Genomic DNA, 26242 nt, shown 5'->3' on the forward strand with positions numbered 1-26242 from the left:
CTCTCACTCCTCCTTCCAATCCTCGATAAACAGCCGTGCACCCATCACCGGTATAAACAGGAAGAACGCGAGCAACATCGTGCCGACGAAGATTGCGTTTGCAAACTCCGGCGACAGTGCCGGCGGCATCATCCACGACGCCAACACGAACCCGCCGACGACGGAGATCACCACGAGGGCGTAGAGGTCGGTCCGCCGAACCGGGACTTCCTCGGACATAGTCGACAGTTGCAACTGGACCCATATAGAGTGTCGTGTCTCGGTGCTATGTCGTCGGCACACGATTGATGCTCGATCGGTCTGCTCTGGTTGTCCCGAGCACACTCAACCCAAGAACGGAGGCAGCCGAGTAATCAATCGTAATCGACGCAATCAACCGCAATCAGAAACGCTCGCGTTCAGCTCTGACATTTGTCCAGTTAACCCCAGTTCTCCTCGTGGACCGGACGGCTCGTCACCGACGCGACCGCAAGTTCACCGTCGAACGCATCGAGCGCCTCGACGTACGCCTCGGCGCTGGCTTCCGTCGAGAGGTACGGAATCTCCTCTTCGACGGCCATCTCCAGCGAGTCACGGTCACGGCTGACGACGAAGTCGACTTCGCCCTCGCGGATCGCCTGCGGAACGTCATCGAACTCGGCGATGTCGAAATGGTTCTCGAAGCCATCAACGTCGAAGTCGACAACTGCGGTGCCCTCGCTGGCGGCGTTGGAGGCCGCCTGCTGGGCCTTCCAGTAGGCCGTACCGAAGTCGCTTGCGGTACCCATCACCTCGCCAGTGGATTTCATCTCCGGGCCGAGACGCGGGTCCGAGCCCGGCAGACGGTCGAACGGCAGGACGACCTCCTTGATAGAGGTGTGGTCTGGCACCTGCTCGGTCGCCTCGAGACTCGAGAGGGTCTCGCCGGCCATCACCTTCGCGGCGAGCTTGGCGATCGGGACGCCGGTCGCCTTCGAGACGAATGGAACAGTGCGCGAGGAACGCGGGTTTGCCTCCAGGACGTAGACGGTTCCGTCCTGAACGGCGAGCTGGACGTTCATCAGGCCCTTCGTCTTCAGCGCCTCGGCGATGTCCTCCGTGACCTCGCGGACGCGAGCCAGCGTGTCGTCGTCCAGCGAACGCGGCGGGATCATACACGCCGAGTCGCCCGAGTGCACACCGGCGCTCTCGACGTGTTCCATGATGCCGCCGATGAGGACGTTGCGGCCGTCTGAGACAGCGTCCACGTCGAGTTCGACCGCGTTCTCGAGGAAGTCGTCCACCAGAATCGGTTTCTCCGGGCTGACGCGCACTGCCTCCTCGATGTAGGTCTCGAGTTCGTCGTCGTCGTAGACGACATCCATCGCGCGGCCGCCGAGCACGTAGGACGGACGGACCAGCACCGGGTAGCCGATATCGTGGGCCAACTCGAGTGCCTCCTCCTTCGAGAAGGCGGTGCCGCCCTCTGGCTGGGCGATCTCGAGTTCGTCCATGAGCGCGTTGAAGCGGTCGCGGTCCTCAGCGAGGTCCATCGCCTCGACGCTCGTGCCCATGACCTCGCAGTCGAGGCCGCGACGCTCGAGTTCGTCCTCGAGCGGTTCGCCGATGTTGACGGAGGTCTGGCCGCCGAACTGGACCATCACGCCATCAGCGCCGGTGGCGTCGGCAACGTCTGCGACCTCCTCGGCGGTGATTGGCTCGAAGAAGAGGCCGTCGGAGGTGTCGTAGTCTGTCGAGACGGTTTCCGGGTTGTTGTTTACCACGTGGGCGTCGATGCCGAGCTCTCTGAGCGCGCGGACCGCATGGACCGAACAGTAGTCGAACTCGACCCCCTGGCCGATGCGGATCGGACCGCCGCCGACGACGATCACGCTCTCGATTTCGGGATCGACCTCGAGCTCGCCCGCAACGGCCTGGCCCTCGAGTGGGCCGGACTCGAACTCGTTCTGGCGTGCGGAGTAGTAGTACGGCGTTTCGGCCTCGAACTCGCCGGCGCAGGTGTCGACCTGTTTGTACGTGCGACCGGGGACTTCCTGTTCAACGGAGCCGACGTCGGTGCCGGCAGTGGTCGCGATCGAGGCGTTCGTGTGGCCAGCGATCGCGGCCTCGGTGAAGTCACCCTCCTGTGCGGCGCGGACCGACTCTGCGATGCGGCTGTAACGCTCAGTGTACCACTCGAAGATGCCCGTCAGGGAAACAACCTCGTCGACGCTGTAGCCGCGCTCGAAGGCCTCGAACATCGCGTACGGACGGTCGGGGGATGGGCGCTCGAGATAGTGGGACTCGAGTTCCTCATCGCTCACGTCGGCCCAGTCGACATCTGGCTCGTATTCACTCGAGCGCAGCGCCTTGAGCAGCGATTCCTCGAAGCTGCGGCCGATGGCCATCGCCTCGCCGGTCGACTTCATCGCAGTCGTGAGTTCGAAGTCGACGTCGTCGAACTTGTCCTTGGGCCAGCGCGGGACCTTCGTGACGACGTAGTCGATCGCGGGCTCGAACGCGGCGGTCGTCTCGCCGGTAATCTCGTTGTCGATTTCGTGGAGGCGCTTGCCGAGGGCGACCTTCGCGGTCACGCGGGCGATCGGGTAGCCGGTCGCCTTGGAGGCCAGCGCCGAGGAACGGGAGACGCGCGGGTTGACCTCGACCACGCGGTACTCGCCGCCGGGCGTGCCGTCGTCGTGCCAGGCGAACTGGATGTTACAGCCGCCCTGGATGCCGAGTTCGCGGATGACATCGAGCGCTGCGGTACGCATCTCCTGGTGACCCTCGTCGGGGACGATCTGGGAGGGTGTGACGACCGTCGACTCCCCGGTGTGGATCCCCATCGGGTCGATGTTCTCCATGTTACAGATGATGATACAGGAGTCGTCGGCGTCGCGCATGACTTCGTACTCGTACTCGACCCAACCCGCGATGGACTCGGTGATCAGCACCTCGCTGTTGCGCGAGAGGCGAAGCCCCTTGCGAACGCGTTCGAGGAGTTCGTCCATCTCCTCGACGACGCCCGACCCGGAGCCACCAAGGGTGTACGTCGTGCGCGCGATGACTGGTAGTCCACCGACTTCCTCGACGGCGGCCTCGACTCGCTCGCGCAGGTCTGCCTCGCTCAGACCCGTGGCAGACTCGCCCTCCTCAAGTGTGATCGTCGTCGAGCCGGGAACCGGCTGCCCGATCTTCTCCATGCGCTGGCGGAAGAGGTCGCGGTCTTCGGTCGCGTAGATCGTCTCGAGTGAGGTGCCCATGATATCGACATCGAACTCCTCGAGAACCCCTTCCTCGGCAAGTTCGGCAGTGACGTTGAGGCCAGTCTGACCGCCGAGGCCGGCGATGACGCCGTCTGGGTTTTCTGTCCGGATGATCTCGGCGATGGCGTCGGTGGTGATCGGCTCGATGTAGACTTCGTCGGCCATCTCCGGGTCCGTCATAATGGTCGCCGGATTCGAGTTGACGAGGACGACGCGAGCGCCCTCCTCCTGGAGCGCCCGGCAGGCCTGTGCCCCCGAATAGTCGAATTCAGCGGCCTGCCCGATCTGGATCGGGCCGCTCCCGATCAGCAGGATCGTACGCCCGTCCCCTGAGCTCTCGTCGTGGTCCGTACTCATTGGTCTTGTCCGTTCGAAGTTCGCACATCGTAATAAGCCCCACGATACAATACGATTCTCGAAATGGTTTTTCGAAATTCGAACCGTCCGTGAAACCGACGCGACGCAACGCGTCGAACGCTCGCTCTGTGTCGGTGGCCGCCCCACTCCATGTCGGAAAGGGTGTATATTGTCGCGAATTCGAACGGCCTACCGTTCGACCCCCACGTAGTAACACGCCCGTCAGCCGGTGACACCAATGTCCGAGAATTGATATATGTGCTTGAGTGCCTACCAGATACTGCGATGAAATCAGCTACCGTGTTTGACCCTATTTGCATCCGAGTTCGCAACCAACCCCATCACAGATTCGAGGTGGGTGCCTAATGTTCGAAGCACCCGGTGCCGACGTACTTTTCGTCGTTGCACGACTGCTCTTCGGCGGCGTCCTCGCGTTCACCGGCCTGAATCACTTCCTGAACGTCGAGGAACTGTCGGGCTACGCGGAGTTCAAGGGCATTCCAGCACCCACGCTGTCGGTACTCCTCAGCGGTCTCCTGCTCGTCTTCGGTGGCGTCTCGATCGTCCTTGGGATCTTCGCTGCGGTCGGCGCTGCGGGGCTCGCCGTGTTCCTCGCCGTCTCAGCGATCACGATGCACGACTTCTGGAACGCCGACGACGCGGACGCACAGGATGAGTTCAACAACTTCCTCAAGAATATCTACGGCAGCGGTGGCGCACTGCTGTTCCTCCTCGTGAGTAGCGTCCACTGGCCCTACGCGCTGAACGTCGGGCTCTAGAGCAGTTTCACCTTACCTGTCCTCAGAGCGCGCGGTCGTGCTCGCTCTCGAAATCGCGCTGCGCTCTGTACTGCTCGACGAACTCGCTCACGTCGAACTCGAGCATCTGCGACTCGAACTCGCTCACCGCCGTGTCGTCTTCGGCGTGGCTGATCGCGTGCTCCATCAGTTCGACGACCAGTTCGACGATAATCTCGTGTAGTCGCCGCGCGTCGAAGTCCGTCACCCAGACCATCGAGTAGCCGACTGCGCCGTCGTCACTCGCGTCGTGCGTGACGACCTTCTCCGGGAACTCCTCTAACACGACGCCCATGAGATGCGGCGTGCCGAACTCGCCAAGGTCGTCCGCCGTGTCGATCGTCTCCTGAAGAATCGTCACGAGCGACTCCGGGAAGAACCGAGACGGTGGGTGGACGTCAGTGACAACCGCATGGGTTTCCCCACACGAGTCCGAATCGGGACCACCCGGACACGTGAACTCGCGCATCCCCAGATCAATATCGTGCGGATCGATCGTCGCACCGCAGGGTAACTCGAGTTGCCGTTCGTCCGCGGGACCCGGGACGCGGGGAGTTGCCATCGACGGAGGTTGGGTCGGATTGGGCATAAGGGCGACGACTTGGAGACCAGCAGGTCCCGATGGGGCCGATAAGCGACTGCGAACCGCGCTCAGAACAAGCGAGCCGACGCCTACGGCCAGTCGTCTCGAACCGGTTCGGCGTCGTCTTCTTCCTCCTCGACGTTCGTCGCGAGGATCCAGTCCGCTGCGTCCGCGGCATCGTCGACGGCGAGGTACTCCCAGTCAACGTCTTCCGCCAGTTGTTCGTCCTCGTCGTCGACGCCGATGTAGACGTAGCGTTCGGTGTCGAACTGGTCTTTGACGCCCTCGAGACTCTCGGCCTTGCCGCGCGGGCCCGAGAAGAAGTCCTGTCGGATGCGGTTCTTTCGAGTGAAGTTCGTCACGACGTAGGTCGGCTTCTCGGAGACCACGCCGATGTACTCGGTCCAGCCGCGTGCGTCCTCGAAGACACTCTCCGGCGAGGCGAACTTCTTGAGCGCCTCGAGTTCGAACGCCAGGGTCATGTCGCTACCGCCGTTCATACTGTCTCAAAACGGCGCACTGGGGAAAACGGCTTCGATACGTCTGACTCGATGGGAACGCCCACAAGCGAAACCGCAGGGCATCAGATACTGGAAGCGAACACCAGGACCGACATAGTGGCACTGGACGGACACATCGCACGCGAGGCGTCAAGTTGATAGCGAGAGAGTCCTTCGGATTCGCTTACCTATGCCGCCCGCATCAGCCGGAGCCGACGGGGTATCGGCTGCCGGTCTCGAGTTTGCAGGCGACGCTGCGGTTTCATCCGTGTTCGCGTTCGCATCGGGCACTGTGTCCGGTCCCGCGCTCGCGTCGACCCTCATCGACTCGCCGCTGACTGACGTGCTCGCGTGGCTCGCAATCGGCGCATTCCTCGCCGCGATCGTCCTCCAGTGGACCGGTGCCGTCGATCAGGCGCGCCGGCTCGCGGCGGCCGCGTGGGTCGTCTTCGGCGTCTTCTGGCTCACGATGTTCCCGTACTACTACTACGAAATGCAGAGTCCGTTGCAGACGATCCTGACGGTCGTTGCCCTCCCGCTGTGCACCTACGTCGCCTACCTGCTCTACACCGGCCGGCAGTCGCTCCTCTTACTCTCGAAAGCCGTCGCCCTTATGGGAGTGATCTACCTGCCCGTCGAGACGATTCCGGTCGTTCGCACGTGGCTGATCGAGACAACGGCAGCCCAGACCCATTACGGCATGGAACTGCTCGGCCACAGTCCGGGCATCAACGAGGGCGCGAACGGCTACCAGAGTCGATTCAACTTCGATCCAGACGAGACGGTGACCGGCCGAACGACGTACATCATCCTCGCCTGTACCGGAATCGGTAGCATGGCGATCTTCGGCGGCCTGATCGCCTCGGTCAAAGCCCCGCTCAAGCGGAAGGTCCCAGCGTTCGCGATGGCGATCGGCGTCATCTGGTTCCTCAACCTCCTCCGGAACGTCTTCATCGGCCTGGCCTCGCCGTGGGGCTGGTTCCAGCAGGACTGGCTCGTCTCGTTGATGACGACCTACATGGGCGCAGAGGCAAACCGGGTCTCGTTCCTCGTCGCGCACAACTACATCGCTCAGTCGCTGTCGGTCGTCGCGCTCATCGGGATCACCTACCTCGTCGTCAAACTCGTTCCCGAGATCCTCGCACCGCTGGAGGACGTCCTCTTCGTCCTGACGGGCAACGAGTACGATCTCTTCGAGGCGCTCGACGTTGAGGAGTATCGGCCGGCGAACGCCCCAAGTGCGCTCGACCAGTAAGGCCAGTAAACACGGCGAGATCAGCAAGGTCGACGAGACCAACGAGACCAACGAAACAAAGAAGCTACTGACCCGATCACCACCCAGCAACCTACGTACTCTAAGTACCTCAGCAACCCCAGCACCACCCAGCACTCCAGCACCTCAGCAACACTCGTTCACGCCGACACCGATCGTGACATCCCCACCTGCTCCCGGCAGCGAACCCCCATTCTCCGTTCGCTCACGCGCCGCCTTCGTTCCCGCCGCCGAGACCCTCGTCATCGCCGACCTCCACCTCGGTCGCGGCCGTTCGTCCGCCATCGACGCGCCCATTGACGCTGCCGAAAGCATTCGCTCACGGCTCACCGCACTCCTCGAACACACCGGCGCAACGACCGTCGTCGTCGCTGGCGACCTCCTGCACGCGTTCGACTACGTCCCCCAGGGCGTCACCGAGTCACTGGCGGTACTCGAGTCCACCGTCGAGTCGGCGGGTGCAGCACTGGCCGTAACGCCGGGAAATCACGACTCGATGCTGCCGTCGGTGTTCGAGGGAGAGGCACAGCCAGTGTGGGAATTCGAACACGAAGACGAAGACGAACACGAACACAAACACAAACACGAACACGAGACCACCGCAATTGCCGTCTGCCACGGACACGAGGAACCGGACCGTGAGGCCGACCTGTACGTCGTCGGCCACGATCATCCGGCGCTGTCGATCGAGGGTCGAAAGAGGCCGTGCTTTTTGTTTGGACCAGCGGCCTACGATGGGTCGGACGTGCTGATGCTGCCGGCGTTTACCGAACTTGCGGGTGGGGCGACGGTGAACGGGATGCGCGCCCGTGACTTTCAGTCGCCGCTCGTGACGGATGCGGACGCCTTCCACCCGATCGTCTGGGACGACGGCGCTGGGGAGTCGCTGTGGTTTCCGCCGCTCGGGGAGTGTCGGCGGCTGTTGTAGCACCGTAAGTGTCGACGGCTACTGTTGCCTTCGTGAGATACTGTCGCCTACGCGAACGGCACCGCGCTGAGAAACAGCACGGCATTGAACGCGCCGTGGACCAGCGCCGGGACGACGAGCGTTCCCGTCCGTTCGTAGACCACGCCGAAGATCGCCCCCATCACGGAGTAGTAAACGGTCATGTGGGCAACGACCGCAGCGGGAGCCTCGAGCAGGAGAATCGGATAGAAGTGAAAGAACGCGAAGACGCAACTCGCGAGGCCGATGGCCGCGACCGGTCCGAATACCGCACGAAGTCGCCCCTGAATCACACCCCGAAAGAGGAACTCCTCGACGGGACCGACGACGAGCAATGAGAGCACCGCACCGAGGACCAACGCCGACACCGACGAGCCACCGTACCCCGAATATGCCGTGAAATCGGGCCACAACTCGAGAGCGGGCACCACTACATCGGTACTGGCAAACGAGAGCGCCACGGCGATCAGTCCGGCCACGAGACCGCCACCGGCCAGAGCCAATTCGTCTCGAGTCGGCCACCGAACCGGTACCGTCATTCCCGGTCGGTACCACAGGTAGCCGACGCCGACAACGAGAAACGACAACTGGATTGCAAGCAGATTTCGTGCAAGGGCCAGGCTCTCGTTGCCGAAGTCGCCCATCCGCACAGTGAGGACGCTGGCTGCGGTGTTGGCGAGCACTGCTGCAAGACTGAGCGCCGCGACGACGGCCAGTGCTCGAGTGCGCCCGGAGCGGTCAGTTGGAGTGTCGGTACCACCACGTTGTTGGGCTGTCTCAGCCATATTGAGTCGTTGGAACCTGACGCAATAGTTGTTATCTGTATGACATTTAAGTTGGGTGGTTGACAGGTTCGCAACAGCTATTCGGACAGGAGACGATACGCGAGTCGTGCCTCCGGAGTATTCCGTCCCCAACGATGCGTACGCAGCCCTCGGTGACGAGACGCGACTCGAGATTCTGTTCGAACTGGCCGACCACTACGACGAGGCGTGGTCGTCCGGGTGGCTCTCCTTTACTGCACTCTGTGAGCAGGTCGGCGTCGACGACACGAGCCGATTCAGCTACCACCTCGGGAAGCTACAGGATCAGTTCGTCGTCAAGGAGCGCGAACAGTACCGGCCGACGATCGCTGCGCTCGAGGTCGTAACTGCGATCCGCGGTGGTACGTACGACGACACGACGACTCGCGAGACGACTATTGACGCGTCTTGCCCTCACTGCGACCAGTCGCTGCTCGCCCGTCACCACGACCACATGCTGACGCTTTCCTGTTCAGATCATGGCGTTGCGATGGGCTATCCCGTCCCGCCGATCGCTGCCGCCCACCACTCGCTCGAGACGGTGGTCAATCTCGTACTCCAGCGACACGCAGCCCACGTCGAGTCGCTTCGTCGCGGCGTCTGTCCGTACTGCTGGGGGCCAGCCACCCTCTCTCTGCCATACGAGGCGGTCCCCGAATTCATCCTTCAGTATGACACCGTCTACGCGACAGCAGCCTGTGAGGAGTGTTGGATGTCCTACCCGCTGCCAGTTCCCGAACTGCTCGTTTCACATCCAGCTGTCCGCGCGTTGTATGCCGCTCACGACCTCGAGCCGCCAGCGACCCACCTCGGTTCGAATTCGCTGGTGAACCTGAGCGATGTCGATCTACTCGAGGACGGCGGGGCCAAAGTCACAATCTCGCTCGAGGAGGCAACGCTCGTCGTCGAGCTCCGCGACGATGGCACCCTCGAGCAGTGGCACGAATCCTGAACGATGTCCGATCTGGATCCACGCCCTGGCAACGCTCGGGCTCCACGTGGGGACAGTCCCCCCTGATACCGAGCAGCGCGCGGGTAACCAGAAGGCTCGCCCAACCGACGGCTGAGAAGCCGTCACCACCGATCACCTCGACAGGTCCTCGAGCACCGCCCGCGCCGCCTGCCGCCCGCTCTCCATCGCCCCCTGAATCGACGACCAGCGCGTGTAATCGCCGGCGAGATACACCGGCCCCTCGGGGTCGCGCACGTCCGGCAACCGCTCGTACACGCCTGGGGGCTGGGCAAACTGGGCGAATTCAATACGGTCGGTGTGTACCGGCTCGAGTTCACCGACGGCTCGCTCTGGGTACCAGGACTCGAGTGCCGCCTGCGTTCGATCCGCGAGTTCCTGGTCGCTCTCCTCGCGGTGACCGAGGTACGTCGCGCTCAGCAGCGTCTCGTCGGGCGGTGCGTACTCGGGCGCGACTTCGCTGTGGGGGGCGACGTGGACGGGGCCGTCGTCACTGACGTTCAACAGGAGTCGACGACCAGTGTCCAACGTGGTTCGACCAGAGAGCCGATAGTACTGAGTTGTAGACGCCCGGCCCTCGGTCGGGATTGTTGACACGCCAGTGAGTGACTGGGCTGCCGGCGGATCGGCCGCTACAACGACGGCGTCGACGTCACGGTCGGTAGTCCCGCCGTCACTGTGGCTGTCGTCAAGCGAGACCGTGACGGCCCCGTCGCGCTGTCGGTGCTCGATCGCGTCCACCTCGCATCCGGTTTCGATCGTCGCACCGGCCGCTCTGGCGCGGTCTGTGAGTTGTGCCGGAATGGCACCCATCCCCGCAGCGGGAACCGCGGTCGAACCGGATGCGAGCGCCGCGAACGTGTACTCGAAGACCCGACTCGACGTCGACAGCGAGCGATCGAGGGTAATGCCGCCGTAGAAAGGGGCTACGAACCGCTCGCGGAACCGATCCGAAAATCCGCGGTCGCGAAGGAACTGGTCAATCGTACTGTCGTCGTCTCGGTCGGCTGCGAACACCGCGTCGGGATCGCGTTCGCGGCCGCGGAGCTCTCGCCACAGCGAGAGCACACGGCGCTTGTCGCCGACCGTGATGTCGGGATTGAACAGCGTGCTGAGGGCCGCGCGCGGCTCTCGGAGCGGATCCGACAGTGTCGACCGGTGACCAGGCCGAGCGATCGTCGCTCCCGGCGCGAACGCTCGCAGGTCGAGCGCCTCGAGATCGAGTTCACGCTGCACCGCAGGATAGGCGGTAAACAGCACCTGAAAGCCACGGTCGAAGCGAAAGCCGTCGCGCTCGATCGTCTGGACCCGGCCACCGACCGTGTCGCGTCGTTCGAGCAGCGAAACGGTGACGCCACCACCCGCAAGATGGCGGGCAGCGACGAGTCCGGCAAGTCCGCCGCCGACGACGAGTACCCGAGGAGTCGACTGCATCTGTCTACCTCATCATTGGACGGCCAGGGAATAAACGCTCGACCTAACGGGGGTCTCGAGTAGCGCGTCTACAGGTCTTCTCACAGATACGTGAACGTCCACAGGTCCCCTCACAGATCCGTGAAAATTCGAAGGAGAATCCCAAGAACGAGCGCGATTGGTCCCAGTGTGACGCCGATCGGCGGCACTGGCGCAACGAGGAGTACGATGCCGGCGAGGATCAGTATCGTCGACAGTCTGACCATATGAATTCCTCATCGTCCGGACGGGTAGCACTACGGCCGGCATTCCCAGCCACTGCCGTCCCGTCTGCCGGAGCCAGTACGCCTTTGGCGCTCCCGAGTGCGCAGTCTGGTATGAGTGACCAATCCACACCGAACGAAAGTGACCAATCCACACCGAACGGGACCTTCCAACCCGTCTTCGAAAACCGCGTTCGCTTCGCCGAAACCGACCTCCAGGGCATCGTCTTCTACGGCGAGTACTTCACCTTCCAGGACGAGGCCATCTCTGCGTACCTCCGGGACCTCGAGTACGGCTACGAAGAGATGGTCGACGACGGCTGGCAGATCCACGTCGTCAACGCAGAACTCAATTATCGTGACGGCGCGCAGTTCGGCGACCGACTGGTGAACGAGGCCCGCGTCGTCGAACTGGGCAACTCGAGTGTCACCTTCGAGTACCGCGTACGACGGGTAGGGCGAGACGAGGGCAGGCGTGAGCATGCGGCACTCGAGTCGGGCGACGCTGTGAGTGGTGACGCAGTGGCAAGAGGTGATACTGCGGAGGATGCAGGCGACGAGGCGGACGGAGTGGACGAGCCAATTCTCGCAGAGGGAATGGTCACGCACGTCGGCGTCGATCTCGAAACGGAGGAGCCGATCCGGATCCCGGATGCGTTCCGGGACGCCGTCGCTGCGTTTCAGGATGGAATTTGAGGACAGCGGCGTTCGACTCCCGGGTCGAGTGCTGAGTGTGCTCATACTCATACTACCGGATAGGAGTCAGTACGAAATACGAAGCCGGTCGCGTGCGTGCGGCCGTTCCGGCGTGGAGCGGTCGCAAATTCGCGACCGGTTACATAGTTCTGTCCGGCAGTATCAGTCGTCGGCCGTCACCACGTGATCGATCTCGACATCGTCTGCATCGTCGATGAGTCGATACTCGCCGTCGTCGAACTCGACGACGCCTTCGTGGCGCAGGTGATCCAGATGGGCGTAGGCCTCGCCAGGCCCGTGGACGATGTGGATCCCTTCGAGGTCACCGAACAGGTGGGCGCTGACGGTCCAGGCGTCCGCCGGGCCGTGCTCGGCGAGCACGTCGAGGACGTTCTCGGTTCGCTCACGGTGGTGCTCGGCGATAGTCAGCGCGCGATCGGTTGGCTCCTCGATCGGATCACGGTGACCGGGCCAGACGCGGTCGTAGTCGCGGTCGGCGAGTCGGCGAAGCGCCGTGAGGTACTGCTGGAGTGGCCGTTCGACGCGAACGTCCGCACCGCCCACGTTCGGGGTGTACACCGGCAGGATGGCGTCGCCGACGAACGCCTCGGCACCGTCGTCGACGGCGTCCGCATGGGCTGTCTCGGGCCCATCCCGGATTTCGTAGCAACAGAGGCCTGCTGCGTGGCCCGGCGTGTGGATCACCTCGAGTGTTCGGCCGCCGACCTCGAGTACGTCGCCGTCTTCGATCGTCGTCACGTCTGCAGGTTCGCCCTCGATTTCGGACGAGGCGTCGAGGAAGGTGAGCAGTTCGTCCTGCGACGCTGCGGGGACGCCCCACTCGTCGAGGTACGCACGTCGGCGCTCGTCGAGGTCCGCGAGCGCGTCGGGCTCCTGTTCGACCATCGGGGCGTCGGCCTCGTGGACGTAGACCGTCGCGCCGCTTTCGGCCTGAATTTCGCCGGCGAGTCCGGCGTGGTCGACGTGGAAGTGCGTGAGCACGATGTCGTCGACGTCACTGAAGTCGTAGCCGCGTTCGGCGAGGCCGTCCGCGAAGTCTGCGCGGATGTCGGGGGTCGCGATCCCGGTGTCGACGAGCGCGAGCGCGTCGCTGTCGGGGTCTGCGAGCACGTAGGCGTTGTTGTGTCCTTCGAACTCGTCGTTACCCAGCGAAATGCGATCCATATCGGGACACCACTCACCGACCAGCTATAATGTGTCGGTCGCGGACTGTGGTTTGGCTCGCCCCCAGCCGGAACCGCCCACCAGGTTTCGACTGCTCCACCAGAACCTATACGAAACTACTGTCTAACGTACACAGTATGCCGGACATCCTGACCGACGTCACTGCCAAGTATCTCACATCGATGGAGCCGTCCGCTGACACGCTCGTCGAGGAGATGGAATCCCACGCCGCCGCCGACAATATACCCATCGCCAGCCGCTCGGTCGCGGGCTTGCAGGCGATTCTCGCTCGCGGAACTGACGCCGACCGCGCACTCGAGTTCGGCACTGCGATCGGTTATTCAACGCTCCACGTCGCACGCACCGGCACCGATGTCGTTACCACCGAAATCGACAGCGACCGAATTGACGCTGCCGTCGACTATCTCGAACGCGACGGCATCGATGTTACAGTGACCGACGATCCAACAACCATTGACACCGAGCCAACCGGCGACGGAGCCGTCTTTATCGTCGAAGGGGCTGCTCTGGAGACGCTTCCCCAAATCGACGGGTCGTTCGACCTTGTCTTCCTCGACGCCATCAAGTCGGAGTACGACGAGTATCTGTCCGGCTCGCTGCCACTCCTGCGAACGGGTGGGCTCGTCGTTGCTGATAACCTCCTGCGCGGCGGTCGGGTCGCGGCCGCAGAAACAGAGACAACTCCCGCCCCATCCGACTCGGAGTACGGCTCGTCGGTCACCGCGATTCAGGCGTTCAACGAGACGTTCGTCGATCACGACGATCTCGCGGCCATCATTAGCCCACAGGGCGATGGCACCGGCATCGCCGTCAAAACGTCGTAACGGGATTCATCGTTGTCGTCGCCGACGGTTGTGGTTGTGTCGCGGACACGGTCGCGCACACACTCTCATCACTCGCGCCCTCCTCGACCCCGACCGTCACTCCGTCACTCGAGTTCAGCTCGCAGCAACTGGTTCACGTCACCCGGATCTGCACTGCCGCCGGTCTTTTGCATCACCTGGCCGACGAGGAAGTTGATCGCGCCGTCGTCACCCGACTCGTAGTCCGCCACCGCGTCGGAATTTTCGTCGATTGCCTCGACGACCGCCTGTTGGACTTTGTCCTCGTCTGTTTTGCCGAGTCCTTCCTCGGCGACGACCTCGTCCGGCGTGCGCCCGTCGTCCAGCATCGAGCGCAGCACGGTCTCGCGGGCGTTCTTCGCCGTAATCTCGTCCGTCGCGACGAGTTCGACGAGTCGGGTGACCTCGTCGAGACGGCTTTCAATCTCAGTAATCTCCATGTCGCGGTAGTTGAGTTCGCCGAGCAAGTTGTCCGCAACCCACGTCGCGGCCAGATCCGGGTCGAACTCGCTCGCAACGTCCTCGTAGAAGTCAGCCACCTGCTTCGTCGAGGTGAGCTTCGAGGCAGCCTCCTCACTCAGACTGTATTCGTCCTGGAAGCGCTCACGACGGGCCGACGGAAGCTCCGGAATCGAAATCTCGCCCTTCCAATGAGAGACCCGCAGCGGCGGCAGATCTGCCTCCTCGAAATACCGGTAGTCCTTCTCTTCTTCCTTCGAACGCATCGAGACCGTAATTCCACGGGACTCGTCCCAGTGGCGTGTCTCCTGCTCGACCGCGCGGCCGCGCTGGATGGCGTTCTTCTGTCGCGTCTCCTCATAGGCAAGCGCCTTCTCCGCACCCTTGTGACTCGAGATGTTCTTGACCTCCGTGCGGTTCGCGGCCGCCAGTGCCTCTTCACCGATCTCGGTCACGTCGTCGCTCTCGATTTCGTCCTCTGGAATGATCGAGAGGTTCGCGTCGATCCGGAGGCTGCCGTCGCGTTCTGCGTCGAAGACACCGAGGTACTCGAGTACCTCCTCGAGTTCGGCCAAAAAGGCGCGGACCTCGCCGGGGCTGCGGAAGTCGGGGGCGGTGACGACTTCCATGAGAGGTGTGCCGGCGCGGTTGTAGTTGACGAGCGTGTAGTCGGCGGAGTCGATGCCGCCACCGCCGCCGACGTGCTGGAGGCTGCCGGGGTCCTCTTCTAAGTGTGCCCGTTCGATGGTCACGGTTCGGCGCTCGCCCTCGACGGAGATTTCGAGGTCGCCGTCGGCGCAGATCGGTTCGTCGTACTGCGTGATCTGGAAGTTCTTGGGCAGGTCGGGGTAGTAGTAGTTCTTCCGGTGGAAGCGGGTCTCTTCGGGGATATCAGCGTCGATGGCCTTGCCGATTTTGACGGCGGCTTCGACGGCACCCTCGTTCAGCACCGGCAGCGCGCCGGGGAGGCCGAGACAGACGGGGCAGACGTTCTCGTTCGGTTCGTCGGTCTGGTCCGTCGAGCAGCCACAGAAGATCTTCGTGTCGGTTTCCAACTGGACGTGGACCTCGAGCCCGATGACGGTTACGAGGTCGCCCTGCTGGACGGTCTGGGCAGTCATTGAGCCACGATTCGGCCCGGTGGGGGTAAAGCGTAACGGGATAGCGCTCCCGCCACTCATGCATTCAATCGGTACCGATCCCTGGTTATCAACACTAACCGTGAGAACCCGGCTGTTGCCCGGCTAATCCTCCCACGCCACCGTCTAGTTAGTGTGGTTTGAGAAGTGAGCAGGTCGTAGAGTCGGTTTACTCATGCAGCTCGCAGACCTGTTCAGTGGGTGTTCTGCGGCGGAATTTGATGAAGCTTGGGAACGCGAGCGGACGGCGACACTCGTCAGGGTGTTCACCGCCCGTCTCCACGCAACTGGTTGTTCGCTCCGAAGGACACAAGCGGTTCTTCGCTTGACCGGCGTTGAACGCTCTCATCAAGCGGTCTGTCAGTGGAGTACATTGGCTGGCTGACAGCGTTCCAGACCCGCCGATATCGAAGCCATCGCGGGTCGCGGTTGATGAGACCGATGTCAAGATTAACGGCGACTGGTCTTGGGTGTATGCTGCAATAGGCCTTGACTCACGGATGATTCTTGATGTTGAGGTCTTCGAACGACGAGGCACGGATCCTGCTGCTTTCCTGCATCGATTAACCGAGAAACACGATCTCTCCGAGGCAGCGTTTCTGGTCGATGGCTACGATATCTGACTTCCCTCTCCCGATTAGGGTTGAGCAGTCAACTCGATTATGCTGAGAGAAACCTAATCGAAAAACTGGCATTCCAATGGCGATAGCTGTTTTGGCCGAGCGCTCAAACAGTTCGCGGCGTTCACCGACTAACTTCCCGGGATAGATATATTGTACCAGATTCAGTAAAAGAAGGACTCTAACCCGAATTCTGCCCACCGTATCTACCGACTGTTACATCGCTCCGATACTTTACCCATGGCTCGTTCGACCGCGCTGGAGGTTTACGAGACTTGCTGTTGGTCAAGCGCACGTTCTACGCATGTCATTGTTGTTTGTGCCCATTTTCTCAGATACGCCACATTTAGTTATCTTTCAATACTAAGGTCAACCCCCCAAAGAATAAAATGAATGATTAGTAGGGCATAAATGGATAGAAAATAACCCTCATATGAATATGAAACTCAATAATATATCACGTCGAAAGATGCTGAAAACCATTGGCACCAGTATTGGAATTGGTGTCACTGGAACAGAATTTACTGGCCAAGTCAGTACAGAATTAGAAACGGAAGATATCACAATCGAACTTAATGATAGTGATAGTGATCTCCGTGGTGAAGAAGAACACTGTGCAGTTAGTGAGGATATATTAGACACCCTCAACCGAAATGAGGGAGAACAGCTTCGGGTAGGGTGCGATAACTGTGCAGACTATCACTCAGGACTATACACTATTTCAAAAAGGATCGATATTTCGAACACCGTCGAAATGAGTCGTGATGCCATGGACCGTATGGGTTTTAGCGATGGTGATGAAGGCTGGGCGAAAAGAATTGGACCTCATCCCGATATCGATTCAATTGAAGAAGCTGACAATAACGATGAATACTGTGAAATTCTTGAGGACGATGGGGAAGAAGACCGTCTTGTTGCTACCGCAGTACACGGCGGCTGGATGGAGTACCCGACGCACAAGCAATCAGAGTACGTAGCTGACGAACTCGATGTGACTGAATGGACGTGTCCCGGCTTCAGCAGCGGAGGTGGGGCATTTGATCGATGGCATATTACATCAACTGACGTTCATCCCGATTCGTTTCCGGAACTCGGTAAAATTGCAGACCGAGGATTCGAACACTGTGTCAGTTTTCATGGGTTCTCAGAAGATGGAATCGCGGTTGGTGGCGACGCAGATAAGGCTGACAGGGAAGAGATGCGAGATACAATCAACGCGTACGTCGGTGATGATTACGACGTGTATCTCGCCGATCCAGACGGCCCGTACGCAGCCAATTCGCCAGAGAACTTCTGCAACTGGCTCACCAAGGACGACAATGGCATCCAGTTGGAGGTCGAGTGGGACGCACGTCAGGACGACTGGGACACGATTTCAGAGGCGGCCGTGGACTTTTATGACGTCCGCATATAACATGAATGATACGAACAATAATACCACCGTCTAAGAAAGTCTGCTGTGCCGTTGATCGATATCCAAAGGCACTGTCTAGATGAGAGTTTGAGGACTGAGCAGGTGGTAGCGAGAAGTGCTCATGCAACTCGCCAACCTGCTCAGAGAGACCGTAGACGTGGATTGTGATGAGGTTCGGGGGAACGAGCGCATCCCGACACCCGTTAGGGTGTTCGGGGTGCGTCTGCCTTCGATGTGATTGTTGGTTCGAGAGGTTGTTGCAGTACTCGAATTACTCGGTGTTGACCGTTCTCACGGCGCAATTTGGAACAGGACGCACACACTGTCGGCGGGTCGCGGTCGATGAGAAGCAGATTGAGGTGGACGGTGAGTAAAAGTGTTTGTACGCCGCGATCGATACAGAGTCGAAGCTTTGGCTGGAAATCGACGTCTTCAGCCGGCACGGGACCAATCCTGCGGCGGCGTTCCTGCACCGACTCACCGAAAAACACGATATCGACAAGACAGAATTTCTCGTCGATGCTGGCGGTTATCTGGCTGCCCTTGCTCGTCACGAATTGAGTGGTCACCTCGACTACAGCGACTGAAACCACGTCGAAAAGTGGCTTCAGACTGTCTCAATGCTGATCGACCGCTTTCACTCGTTCTGGTGGGGCAGTCCAACTAGGTGTTAGAACCAGCCGGGACTGCTAGTACACTTGCTTGCTTAAATTCGATATAGCGATCACTAGTCTCGCGTTCGGCTCGAACTTCGATGAATAATTCGTCAGAGGCAGTCTCACTCGCTCCGCAGTCGGGATAGTACTGGTAGGTCGCTCTCGTCGCTGGCGCGTTGTCGAGGTGAACCCGAACGAGATACCGGTCACTCTCTAGGAGATCCTCCTCGGTGTGCTGATCCGCGACACGGTCCTCGGGCGGCGTCTCGAGCTCGTACTGTTCTCGGAGCACGACGGCATCGCTGTGCTGGTCGGTGTCGGCTTGAAGAATTTCGACAGCGAACGTGTTCGGATCAGAGTCGAAGTTCAGGAAGTTCAGCGTGAGATATTCGGGGTCGGAGCGCAGGACGGTACAACCAGCGAGTGCCGTCGTACTCAGCGTGGCACCGAGTGCGAGTGTTTGTCGTCGAGAGAGCATCGTCACCTGTCGATTCAGAAACAACTGATTTAGTTGTTGTCGATGGAGCAATGGGAGAACGACGGCCTGAATCGATACGACAAACTGTACCGCGAATGAGGGTCGCTCAGCGAGCGGACTCGAGTGCAGTCAGTGCGTCCGGGTTTTCGATGCTGCTCATGTCGCCGAGTTCTTCACCAGTATATGTCGCCTCGATAGCGCGGCGAATGATCTTGCCCGATTGCGTTTTCGGGAACTCGTCGACAAAGAGGATTTCGCGCGGACGGAACGGCTTGCCGAGTTCCTCGCCGACCTGCCCCCGGAGCTCGTCGCGGAGGTTGTCGGTTTCGTCGACGCTGTCCTCGAGGATGACGTAGGTGACGACGGCGGTGCCGGTGGTGTCGTCCGGCGCGCCGATGGCGGCGGCCTGGTTGACCGCGTCGTGGTCGATGAGCGCGCCCTCGACTTCGGCGGGGCCGACCTTGCGGCCGGCGACGTTCAGCGCGTCGTCGGCGCGGCCGTGGAGGAACCAGAACCCGTCCTCGTCTTTCTGGGCCCAGTCGCCGTGGTCCCACATCGGCGGCTCCTCGAACGTCGACCAGTACTCGTTCAGGTAGCGTTCGTCACCCGACCAGAGCGACTTGGTCATCGAGGGACAGGAGTCGCGGGCAACGAGGAAGCCGCGTTCGTGCTCGTCCGTGACAGATTCACCGGCGGAGTCGACGATGTCGATATCCATACCAATACCCGGCCCGCCGAGCGTGCAGGGTTTGAGTGGCTCGGTCGGCATCGGCATCAGGAAGCAGCCACAGATTTCGGTCCCGCCGGAGATGTTGATGATCGGGCACTCGCCGCCGCCAACGTTCTCGTAGAACCAGCGCCAGGATTCGGGGTCCCAGGGCTCTCCGGTCGAACCGAGGATGCGCAGCGAGGAGAGGTCGTGACCCTCTAGCCGCTCGTCTCCGTGCTTTCGCAGGGCACGGATCGCGGTCGGCGAGATGCCGAACTGAGTGAGTTTGTGGCGGTCGATCATCTCCCAGAAGCGGTCCGGCTCGGGGTGGTCGGGTGCGCCCTCGTACATGAAGACGGTGCCGCCGAAGGTATGGGTCCCAATGAGGGTCCACGGCCCCATCATCCAGCCGATATCCGACACCCAGAAGAATCGGTCCGCGGGCTTCAGGTCCATCCCGAAGTAAACCTCCTTGGCACACTGGACCTGGACGCCAGCGTGGGTGTGAACGATGCCCTTCGGTTTGCCGGTGGTGCCGGAGGAGTACAGCAGCATAGACTCCTGACTCGAGGGAACCGATTTCGTCTCGTACTCGTCGGACTGCGGATCAACGGCGTCGGCCCACCACTGGTCACGCTCGTCGTTCCACGGAATCTCGTGCTCGCTGGTGTCTTCGCTCGCACCGAGGCGGTCGAAGACGATGGTGTCCTCGACGTAGCCCGCCTCCTCGATCGCGTCGTCTGCTGCGCCCTTGAGGTAAACCGGGTCGCCGCGGCGATAGAAGCCGTCGCCCGTGAAGAGGACGGAGCACTCTGAATCCGCGATGCGGGTCGCCGCAGCGTCGACGCCGAAGCCCGAGAAGATCGGGACCGCGATCGCACCGACCTTGAAACAGCCATAGAGGATCGAGACGACCTCCGGCACCATCGGCATGTAGAGCCCGACCGTATCGCCCGTTTCGATGCCGCGCTGTTCCAGCGCGTTCGCGACCTGGTTCGACTGCCGGCGGAGTTCGTGGTACGTAACCTCCCGCACGTTGCCGTCTTCGCCTTCCCAGATGGTTGCAACCTTGTTTCGGCGCTCCTCGTCGATGGCGGCGTGGCGATCGACCACGTTGTGTGCCACGTTGAGCTCACCACCCGGGTACCAGTCGGTGAACTGCGGCCCATCGCGGCTCACGGTTTCACCGTTCGCGTTTTCCGGGGCACGTTGTGCTCCGCTGTCGTCTCGGACGGCGTTGTAGTCCTCGTAGAACTCGATGTCTAGGTAGTCGACGATTTCGTCCCAGAACCAGTCGATGCCGCTTTCAGGCTCCGCTTCGAGGTCGGTCGTCGTCCGCTCGATCAGCTCCTCATACCCCCCGATCCCGTAGGCCTGCATGAACTCGGCGACGTTCGTCTCGTCGACGAACTCCTGGCTAGGTTCGTGGACGATTTCGTCGACATCGTCGAGGCTCGTGTTCGCTGTCATCGTAATCGTGACTCTCACTCGTACGTTCTCGTCACCACCCTATCAAACAACAGGTCGTCTCGCCACTCCCGGCGTACAGCAGCGAGCGCTCCTGACTGTGTCGTTGCATTTCAGGCCAGAGTTGTTCGTAACTCTCGGGCTCGCAGCAACGTGCCAAAATATGAAAGTGTGTCTGACGTACGTTTATGTGCCAGGCAACAGGCCTAGAACGTATGTCGAACAATCGCGTCGAGCAGCTCGAATCGACGGTCGCCGAACTCGAGTCGACCGTAGAGGGACTGACCGACGAACTTATCGAAGCCAAAGAGCGAATTCGCGTTCTCGAAGCCGAACTCGATACGGAGACGCCGACGCGCGTTCCCGAGCGCCGCCAGAACGAGACGGGAACGAGTGAGATCGAAGGGACGCCTGAAGCTGCACCGGAAGAAGTCGAAGAGGCGACGGCGGACGCCGACACCAGCGCGGCGGAGGACGCCCAGTCCGGTGACGAAGCGGAAGACTCAGGTAGCGACGATATTATTGTCGCATAACTGCACGGCGTACGGCGTCTCGCAGTCGGAGACCAGTAACTGAGGGCGGCCGCTTGTCGGCCGACTCGACCGCCAACGCATTGGTCGTCTCCGATTGCGAGCCCCGACGGCACGGAGGGCCCGGACAACAAATGTACATCAAGGCAGTCGTTCTGGACAAGTTCAAGAGCTTCGGTCGAAAAACGAAGATTCCGTTCTACGAGGATTTTACCGTCGTCACCGGGCCGAACGGCTCGGGCAAGTCGAACATTATCGACGCCGTCCTCTTCGCGCTCGGACTGGCACGGACCCGCGGCATCCGCGCGGAGAAACTTACTGACCTCATCTACAACCCCGGCCACGAGGACGGCTCGGACTCTGCCGGCCCGCGCGAAGCCATCGTCGAGGTCATTCTCGACAACTCCGACGAGACGCTTTCACGGTCACAGGTCGTCAACGCCGCGGGCAGCGAGGACGTTGGTGACATCGACGAGATCCGAATCCGCCGCCGGGTCAAAGAAACCGAGGACAACTACTACTCCTACTACTACCTGAACGACCGGGCGGTCAATCTCTCCGACATTCAGGACTTGCTCGCCCAAGCCGGTGTCACTCCGGAAGGCTACAACGTCGTCATGCAGGGCGACGTGACCGAGATCATCAACATGACGCCACACGCTCGGCGAGAGATTATTGACGAAATCGCCGGCGTCGCCGAGTTCGACGCGAAGAAGGAAGACGCCTTCGAGGAACTCGAAATCGTCGAGGAGCGCATCGATGAGGCCGAACTCCGCATCGAAGAGAAACGCGACCGCCTCGACCAGCTTGCAGACGAGCGCCGGCAGGCCATGCGCTACCGGCGGCTCCGCCGCGAGAAGGAGGAGTACGAGGGCTACAAGAAGGCCAGCGAACTCGAGGAGAAGCGCGCCGAACTCGAGTCAGCCGAAGATTCTGTCGACGACCTTGAATCCGACCTCGAAGATCTCCAGCGCGAACTCGACGAGCGCCAGGGGAAAGTCGTCCGGCTACAGGAGGACTTAGAGGATCTGAACGCCGAAATCGAGCGCAAGGGCGAGGACGAACAGCTCCGGATCAAGAGCGAAATCGAGGAGATCAAAGGCGAAATCTCTCGACTCGAGGACAAGATCGAAGCCAGCGAGGAACAGATCGAGGACGCCGAATCCACGCGACGCGAGGCGTTCGTCCAGATCGATCGCAAGCAAGAGACCATCGAGGAACTCGAGGACGAGATGCGCGAGCACAAACTCGAGAAGGCCCAGCTCAAGACGGAAATCCAGGAGCGAAAGACGAAACGGGACGAACTTGAAGCCGAAATCGACGCCGTCGACACCGAGTTCGACGAACTCAAGGCCGACCTCGCGGAGCGAAAGGACGATTTGGAGGCAGCAAAAACCGAGAAGAACGACCGCCAGCGCGAGCAAGACCGCCTGCTCGACGAGGCTCGTCGCCGTTCGAACACGATCAGCGAGAAAGAAAACACGATCGAGGAGCGACGCGAGGAACTGCCGGAACTCGAGCACAGACGCAGCGATCTCGAACGGGAACTCGAGAAGGCCGAGAAGAATCGGACGAATATCTCGGAAGTCGTCGACGATCTCAAAGCGGAGAAACGCCGCACGCAGTCCGAGATGGACGAACTGGATGACAAAATCCAGGCCAAACAGCAGGAGTACGCCGAACTCGAGGCCAACGCGGGCGAGAGCGGCGACTCCTCGTTCGGTCGCGCGGTGACGACGATCCTGAACTCGGGGATCAACGGCGTCCACGGCGCAGTAGCCCAGCTCGGAAACGTCTCCGGCGAGTACGCCGTGGCCTGTGAGACGGCCGCCGGCGGTCGGCTCGCAAACGTCGTCGTCAACGACGACGTGGTCGGCCAGCAGTGTATCGAGCACCTGAAGTCCAGAAACGCGGGCCGGGCGACCTTTCTCCCGCTGACGGACATGAGCCAGCGCCGGCTCCCGAACGCGCCGACCGATCCGGGCGTCGTCGACTTCGCGTACAACCTGGTCGACTTCGATGACCAGTTCGCTGGCGTCTTCTCGTACGTCCTCGGTGACACCCTCGTTGTCGAGGACATCGAGACCGCCCGCTCGTACATGGGCGACTACCGGATGGTCACCCTCGACGGCGACTTGGTCGAGAAGAGCGGCGCGATGACCGGCGGCTCCCGAAAGGGCTCGCGCTACTCGTTCACCGGCGGCGGCGAAGGCCAACTCGAGCGCGTCGCCAAGCAGATCACGGATCTGCAAGAAGAGCGCGAATCGCTCCGTGAGGACCTTCGCGGCGTCGAGGACCGACTCGACGACGCCCGCGACCGCAAGACCGACGCCGCAGACGAGGTACGCTCGATCGAGAGCGAACTCGAGTCCCTCGACGAGAAACGCGACGCCATCGAGGACGAAATCGAGACACTCGAGAGTGAACTCGAAGAACTCCGCGAGGAGCGCGAGTCGGTCGACGAACGGATGAACGAAATCGCCGCCGAGATCGACGAGAAAACACAGGAGATCGAGGTTATCGAGGCCGACATCGACGAGCTCGAAACTGAGCTCGCAGATTCGAAGATTCCGGAACTCACCGCCGAGATCGAGGAGCTCGAGAGCGAGATCGACGACCGCGAGGACACGATCGCGGATCTCGACGGCAAACTCAACGAGCTTGGACTCGAGAAGGAGTACGCAGAGGATGCGATCGAAGACCTCCACGACGACATCGAAACGGCCCAGAACCGGAAGGCCGAGCACGAAGACCGCATTTCGGAGCACGAGGACGCAATCGCCGAGAAGCGCGAGACGCTCGAGGCGAAACACGAGGCCGTCGAGGAACTCGAGGCCGAACTCACCGAGCTGAAAGGTGAACGCAGCGACCTCAAGGAGGAACTCTCCGAGGCCCGCACGAACCGCGACCAGCAACAGGATCGCGTCAACGCCGTCGAGAGCAAACTCGAGGACAAACGCGAGCGCGTCACCAGCCTGGAGTGGGAGATCGAGAGCCTCGAAGCCGAGGTCGGCGACTACGACCCCGAGGACGTGCCCGATCACGAGACCGTCCTCGAGATGATCGAGCTCCTGCAGGCCGACATGGAGGCAATGGAGCCGGTCAACATGCTCGCGATCGACGAGTACGACGAGGTCCGCAGCGATCTGGACGAACTCGAGGAGGGTCGCGCGACGCTCGTCGAGGAAGCGGAGGGGATCCGCGACCGGATCGAGCAGTACGAGACCCAGAAAAAACAGACGTTTATGGACGCCTACACGGCGATCTCCTCACACTTTACGGAGATTTTCGAGAAGCTCTCGGAGGGGACCGGCACGCTGCACCTCGAAGACGAGGACGACCCGTTCGAGGGTGGGTTGACGATGAAGGCACAGCCGGGCGACAAACCGATTCAGCGCCTGGATGCGATGTCTGGTGGCGAGAAGTCCCTCACCGCGCTGGCGTTCATTTTCGCGATCCAGCGGCACAATCCGGCACCGTTCTACGCGCTCGACGAGGTCGACGCCTTCCTCGATGCGGTCAACGCCGAGCGGATCGGCGAGATGGTCGAGGAACTGGCCGAGCAGGCCCAGTTCGTCGTCGTCTCACACCGCTCGGCGATGCTCGATCGCTCCCAGCGCGCGATTGGGGTGACGATGCAGGACGACAACGTGAGTGCCGTGACGGGGATCGATTTGAGTGAAGGGGTGCCGGCTGATGACTAGCGAGGAACGTAGTTCCTCGAATATGCGAGCGGGGAGCGAAGCGACCCGCGAGCAGGGCGAGGGGCCCGAGGAGCCAACGGCGACGCAGGGGCCCTCCGAAAGTGCGAGCGGCGACGCCGCGAGCAGGGAGTCGCTACGCGACTCCGGAAAATCGAGCGGGGAACTCCGAACCGACGGCGGCGACGACATTCCGCTTCAGATCGCCGGCCACGAAGACCGAGAACCTCCGGGAGCGTCCGACGACAACCAGGACGACGAGGGAACGGTACTCGAGTTCACCGAGTCCGCATCTTCGTCTGAACCGTCGTCTGCGGTGGAAGAGGGAATTGGCGACGGGGATGGCGCGGACGGCGAAGACGAAAACGAGGTCGAACCCGTCGAGCTCCTCGTGCAGCTCGCCGAGGACGGCGAAATCGACCCCTGGGACATCGACGTCGTCCGGGTGACGGACAAGTTCCTGTCGGCGCTCGACGACGCCGATCTGCGGACCTCCGGCCGGGCGCTGTTCTACGCGAGTGTCCTCCTCCGGATGAAAAGTGACGAGTTGTTCGCCACGGACGAACCCGAGGAAGAGGAACTGCCGCCGTGGGAGGCTCCGTTCGCCGACGACGGGCCGATGGGCCACGGTGGCGGCGCGCCCGACGAGGACGGCGCACCCGGGTTCGACCCCGTTGAGGGACTCGAAGCCGAAATGGAGCGCCGACTCGAGCGCAAGCACGTCCGCGGAAAACCGGAGACGCTCGACGAACTGGTTCGGGAACTCCGCAGCGCAGAGCGTGGCACCTGGTGGAAGGAGTCCCGAAGCTACGATACGAGCGACTCGCCGCAGGGCTACGACCGCGGGATGCAGGAACTGAGCTACCACTCGGGCGACGACTTCCGGGTCGATGACGAGCCGACGAGCGACGACGTGACGCATACGACCCACGAGGAAGACATCGAGACGGTGATCGACGACGTCGAAGCCGTACTCGAGGAGCACTACGAGAACGGACGTGATGAAGTGCTGTACGCTGAGATCGACGAGGAAGGTGGCTCGCGCGTGATGACCTATCTTGCGTTGCTCTTTCTGGCCCACCGCGGTCGTCTCACGCTCGAACAGGACGAACTGTTCGGTGATCTCTGGGTTCAGCAGGCGACACCCGAGGCAGAGCCCGAAGAAGCGATTGCGGATTGATCTGTAAAGGCGATCC

At 61.5% G+C, this 26242-nt stretch carries 21 protein-coding genes and 2 pseudogenes; 12 read left to right on the top strand and 11 right to left on the bottom strand.

Translation table 11 applies throughout. From position 1 onward, the window contains the following. Window positions 1-3 precede the first annotated feature (3 nt). Together C482_RS17920 and carB are read right to left on the bottom strand one after the other, a co-directional pair. Entirely contained in the window at window positions 4-219 is a 216-nt protein-coding gene (locus C482_RS17920) for a hypothetical protein (protein ID WP_006169216.1), read from the bottom strand. A 200-nt stretch (window positions 220-419) separates the two neighbouring features. Continuing rightward, entirely contained in the window at window positions 420-3581 is a 3162-nt protein-coding gene (carB, locus tag C482_RS17925; RefSeq protein ID WP_006169217.1) for a carbamoyl-phosphate synthase large subunit, read from the bottom strand. Between the two features lie 365 nt (window positions 3582-3946). On the opposite strand from carB, the gene C482_RS17930 reads away from it, so the two are divergent. After that, window positions 3947-4360 (top strand): DoxX family membrane protein, encoded by a 414-nt coding sequence (locus C482_RS17930; protein WP_006169218.1) that lies wholly within the window; start codon window positions 3947-3949, stop codon window positions 4358-4360. 22 nt (window positions 4361-4382) lie between these two features. On the opposite strand, the gene C482_RS17935 is transcribed toward C482_RS17930, so the two are convergent. Next, window positions 4383-4940, bottom strand: coding sequence for a DUF5815 family protein (locus C482_RS17935; RefSeq protein ID WP_006169219.1), 558 nt, complete (start codon window positions 4938-4940; stop codon window positions 4383-4385). A 110-nt stretch (window positions 4941-5050) separates the two neighbouring features. After that, window positions 5051-5461 carry a DUF7124 domain-containing protein gene (locus C482_RS17940; protein WP_006169220.1) on the bottom strand — a complete coding sequence of 137 codons (411 nt, stop codon included), beginning with the start codon at window positions 5459-5461 and terminating at the stop codon, window positions 5051-5053. Between the two features lie 190 nt (window positions 5462-5651). On the opposite strand from C482_RS17940, the gene artA reads away from it, so the two are divergent. Together artA and C482_RS17950 are read left to right on the top strand one after the other, a co-directional pair. After that, the gene (artA, locus tag C482_RS17945) at window positions 5652-6716 is read left to right on the top strand and encodes an archaeosortase A (protein ID WP_006169221.1); all 1065 of its coding nucleotides are present in this window, start codon (window positions 5652-5654) and stop codon (window positions 6714-6716) included. Window positions 6717-6891: 175 nt separating this feature from the next. Then, the gene (locus tag C482_RS17950) at window positions 6892-7662 is read left to right on the top strand and encodes a metallophosphoesterase (RefSeq protein WP_006169222.1); all 771 of its coding nucleotides are present in this window, start codon (window positions 6892-6894) and stop codon (window positions 7660-7662) included. Window positions 7663-7709: 47 nt separating this feature from the next. Here C482_RS17950 and C482_RS17955 read toward each other — a convergent pair whose 3' ends face one another. Next, the gene (locus C482_RS17955; RefSeq protein ID WP_006169223.1) at window positions 7710-8465 is read right to left on the bottom strand and encodes a CPBP family intramembrane glutamic endopeptidase; all 756 of its coding nucleotides are present in this window, start codon (window positions 8463-8465) and stop codon (window positions 7710-7712) included. 106 nt (window positions 8466-8571) lie between these two features. Here C482_RS17955 and C482_RS17960 point away from each other — a divergent pair, with 106 nt between their 5' ends. Next, window positions 8572-9435: a winged helix-turn-helix domain-containing protein gene (locus C482_RS17960; RefSeq protein ID WP_006169224.1), complete on the top strand. Its 864-nt coding sequence runs from the start codon at window positions 8572-8574 to the stop codon at window positions 9433-9435. Window positions 9436-9567: 132 nt separating this feature from the next. Here the strand turns inward: C482_RS17960 and C482_RS17965 are convergent, their stop codons facing one another. Both C482_RS17965 and C482_RS17970 read right to left on the bottom strand, forming a co-directional pair. Then, on the bottom strand, window positions 9568-10887 hold the full coding sequence (locus C482_RS17965) for an NAD(P)/FAD-dependent oxidoreductase (RefSeq protein ID WP_006169225.1): 1320 nt from the start codon (window positions 10885-10887) through the stop codon (window positions 9568-9570). 110 nt (window positions 10888-10997) lie between these two features. Next, complete coding sequence (locus tag C482_RS17970) at window positions 10998-11132, bottom strand: hypothetical protein (protein ID WP_006169226.1); 135 nt, start codon at window positions 11130-11132, stop codon at window positions 10998-11000. A gap of 111 nt (window positions 11133-11243) precedes the next feature. Here C482_RS17970 and C482_RS17975 point away from each other — a divergent pair, with 111 nt between their 5' ends. Beyond that, window positions 11244-11825 carry an acyl-CoA thioesterase gene (locus C482_RS17975; RefSeq protein WP_006169227.1) on the top strand — a complete coding sequence of 194 codons (582 nt, stop codon included), beginning with the start codon at window positions 11244-11246 and terminating at the stop codon, window positions 11823-11825. Between the two features lie 162 nt (window positions 11826-11987). On the opposite strand, the gene C482_RS17980 is transcribed toward C482_RS17975, so the two are convergent. Then, a complete protein-coding gene (locus C482_RS17980) occupies window positions 11988-13010 on the bottom strand; it encodes an MBL fold metallo-hydrolase (protein WP_006169228.1) in 1023 nt (340 codons plus the stop codon). Between the two features lie 137 nt (window positions 13011-13147). On the opposite strand from C482_RS17980, the gene C482_RS17985 reads away from it, so the two are divergent. Further along, window positions 13148-13855 (top strand): O-methyltransferase, encoded by a 708-nt coding sequence (locus C482_RS17985; RefSeq protein WP_006169229.1) that lies wholly within the window; start codon window positions 13148-13150, stop codon window positions 13853-13855. A gap of 104 nt (window positions 13856-13959) precedes the next feature. Here the strand turns inward: C482_RS17985 and gatB are convergent, their stop codons facing one another. Then, complete coding sequence (gatB, locus tag C482_RS17990; protein WP_006169230.1) at window positions 13960-15453, bottom strand: Asp-tRNA(Asn)/Glu-tRNA(Gln) amidotransferase subunit GatB; 1494 nt, start codon at window positions 15451-15453, stop codon at window positions 13960-13962. 193 nt (window positions 15454-15646) lie between these two features. On the opposite strand from gatB, the pseudogene C482_RS20735 reads away from it, so the two are divergent. The 3 genes and pseudogenes from C482_RS20735 to C482_RS20745 form a co-directional block, all read left to right on the top strand. After that, a pseudogene (locus C482_RS20735) lies at window positions 15647-16159 on the top strand (IS6 family transposase); the annotation flags it as partial. A gap of 371 nt (window positions 16160-16530) precedes the next feature. Beyond that, on the top strand, window positions 16531-17505 hold the full coding sequence (locus tag C482_RS20740) for a poly-gamma-glutamate hydrolase family protein (RefSeq protein ID WP_161605611.1): 975 nt from the start codon (window positions 16531-16533) through the stop codon (window positions 17503-17505). Window positions 17506-17626: 121 nt separating this feature from the next. Next, a pseudogene (locus C482_RS20745) lies at window positions 17627-18170 on the top strand (IS6 family transposase); the annotation flags it as partial. Here the strand turns inward: C482_RS20745 and C482_RS18010 are convergent. After that, a complete protein-coding gene (locus tag C482_RS18010) occupies window positions 18169-18639 on the bottom strand; it encodes a hypothetical protein (RefSeq protein WP_006169234.1) in 471 nt (156 codons plus the stop codon). The pseudogene C482_RS20745 and the gene C482_RS18010 overlap by 2 nt on opposite strands. Window positions 18640-18745: 106 nt before the next feature. Next, on the bottom strand, window positions 18746-20818 hold the full coding sequence (locus tag C482_RS18015; RefSeq protein ID WP_006169235.1) for an AMP-binding protein: 2073 nt from the start codon (window positions 20816-20818) through the stop codon (window positions 18746-18748). Between the two features lie 212 nt (window positions 20819-21030). Between C482_RS18015 and C482_RS18020 the strand changes: the two genes are divergently transcribed. The 3 genes from C482_RS18020 (at window position 21031) to C482_RS18030 (ending at window position 26226) form a co-directional block, all read left to right on the top strand. Then, entirely contained in the window at window positions 21031-21348 is a 318-nt protein-coding gene (locus tag C482_RS18020; RefSeq protein WP_006169236.1) for a DUF7518 family protein, read from the top strand. A 131-nt stretch (window positions 21349-21479) separates the two neighbouring features. Beyond that, entirely contained in the window at window positions 21480-25049 is a 3570-nt protein-coding gene (smc, locus tag C482_RS18025) for a chromosome segregation protein SMC (protein ID WP_006169237.1), read from the top strand. After that, window positions 25042-26226, top strand: a complete 1185-nt coding sequence (locus tag C482_RS18030; protein ID WP_006169238.1) for a segregation and condensation protein A — start codon at window positions 25042-25044, stop codon at window positions 26224-26226. The genes smc and C482_RS18030 overlap by 8 nt, the downstream gene beginning before the upstream one ends. Window positions 26227-26242 lie beyond the last annotated feature (16 nt).

The sequence above is a fragment of the Natrialba chahannaoensis JCM 10990 genome (genome assembly GCF_000337135.1).
Taxonomy (GTDB): domain Archaea; phylum Halobacteriota; class Halobacteria; order Halobacteriales; family Natrialbaceae; genus Natrialba; species Natrialba chahannaoensis.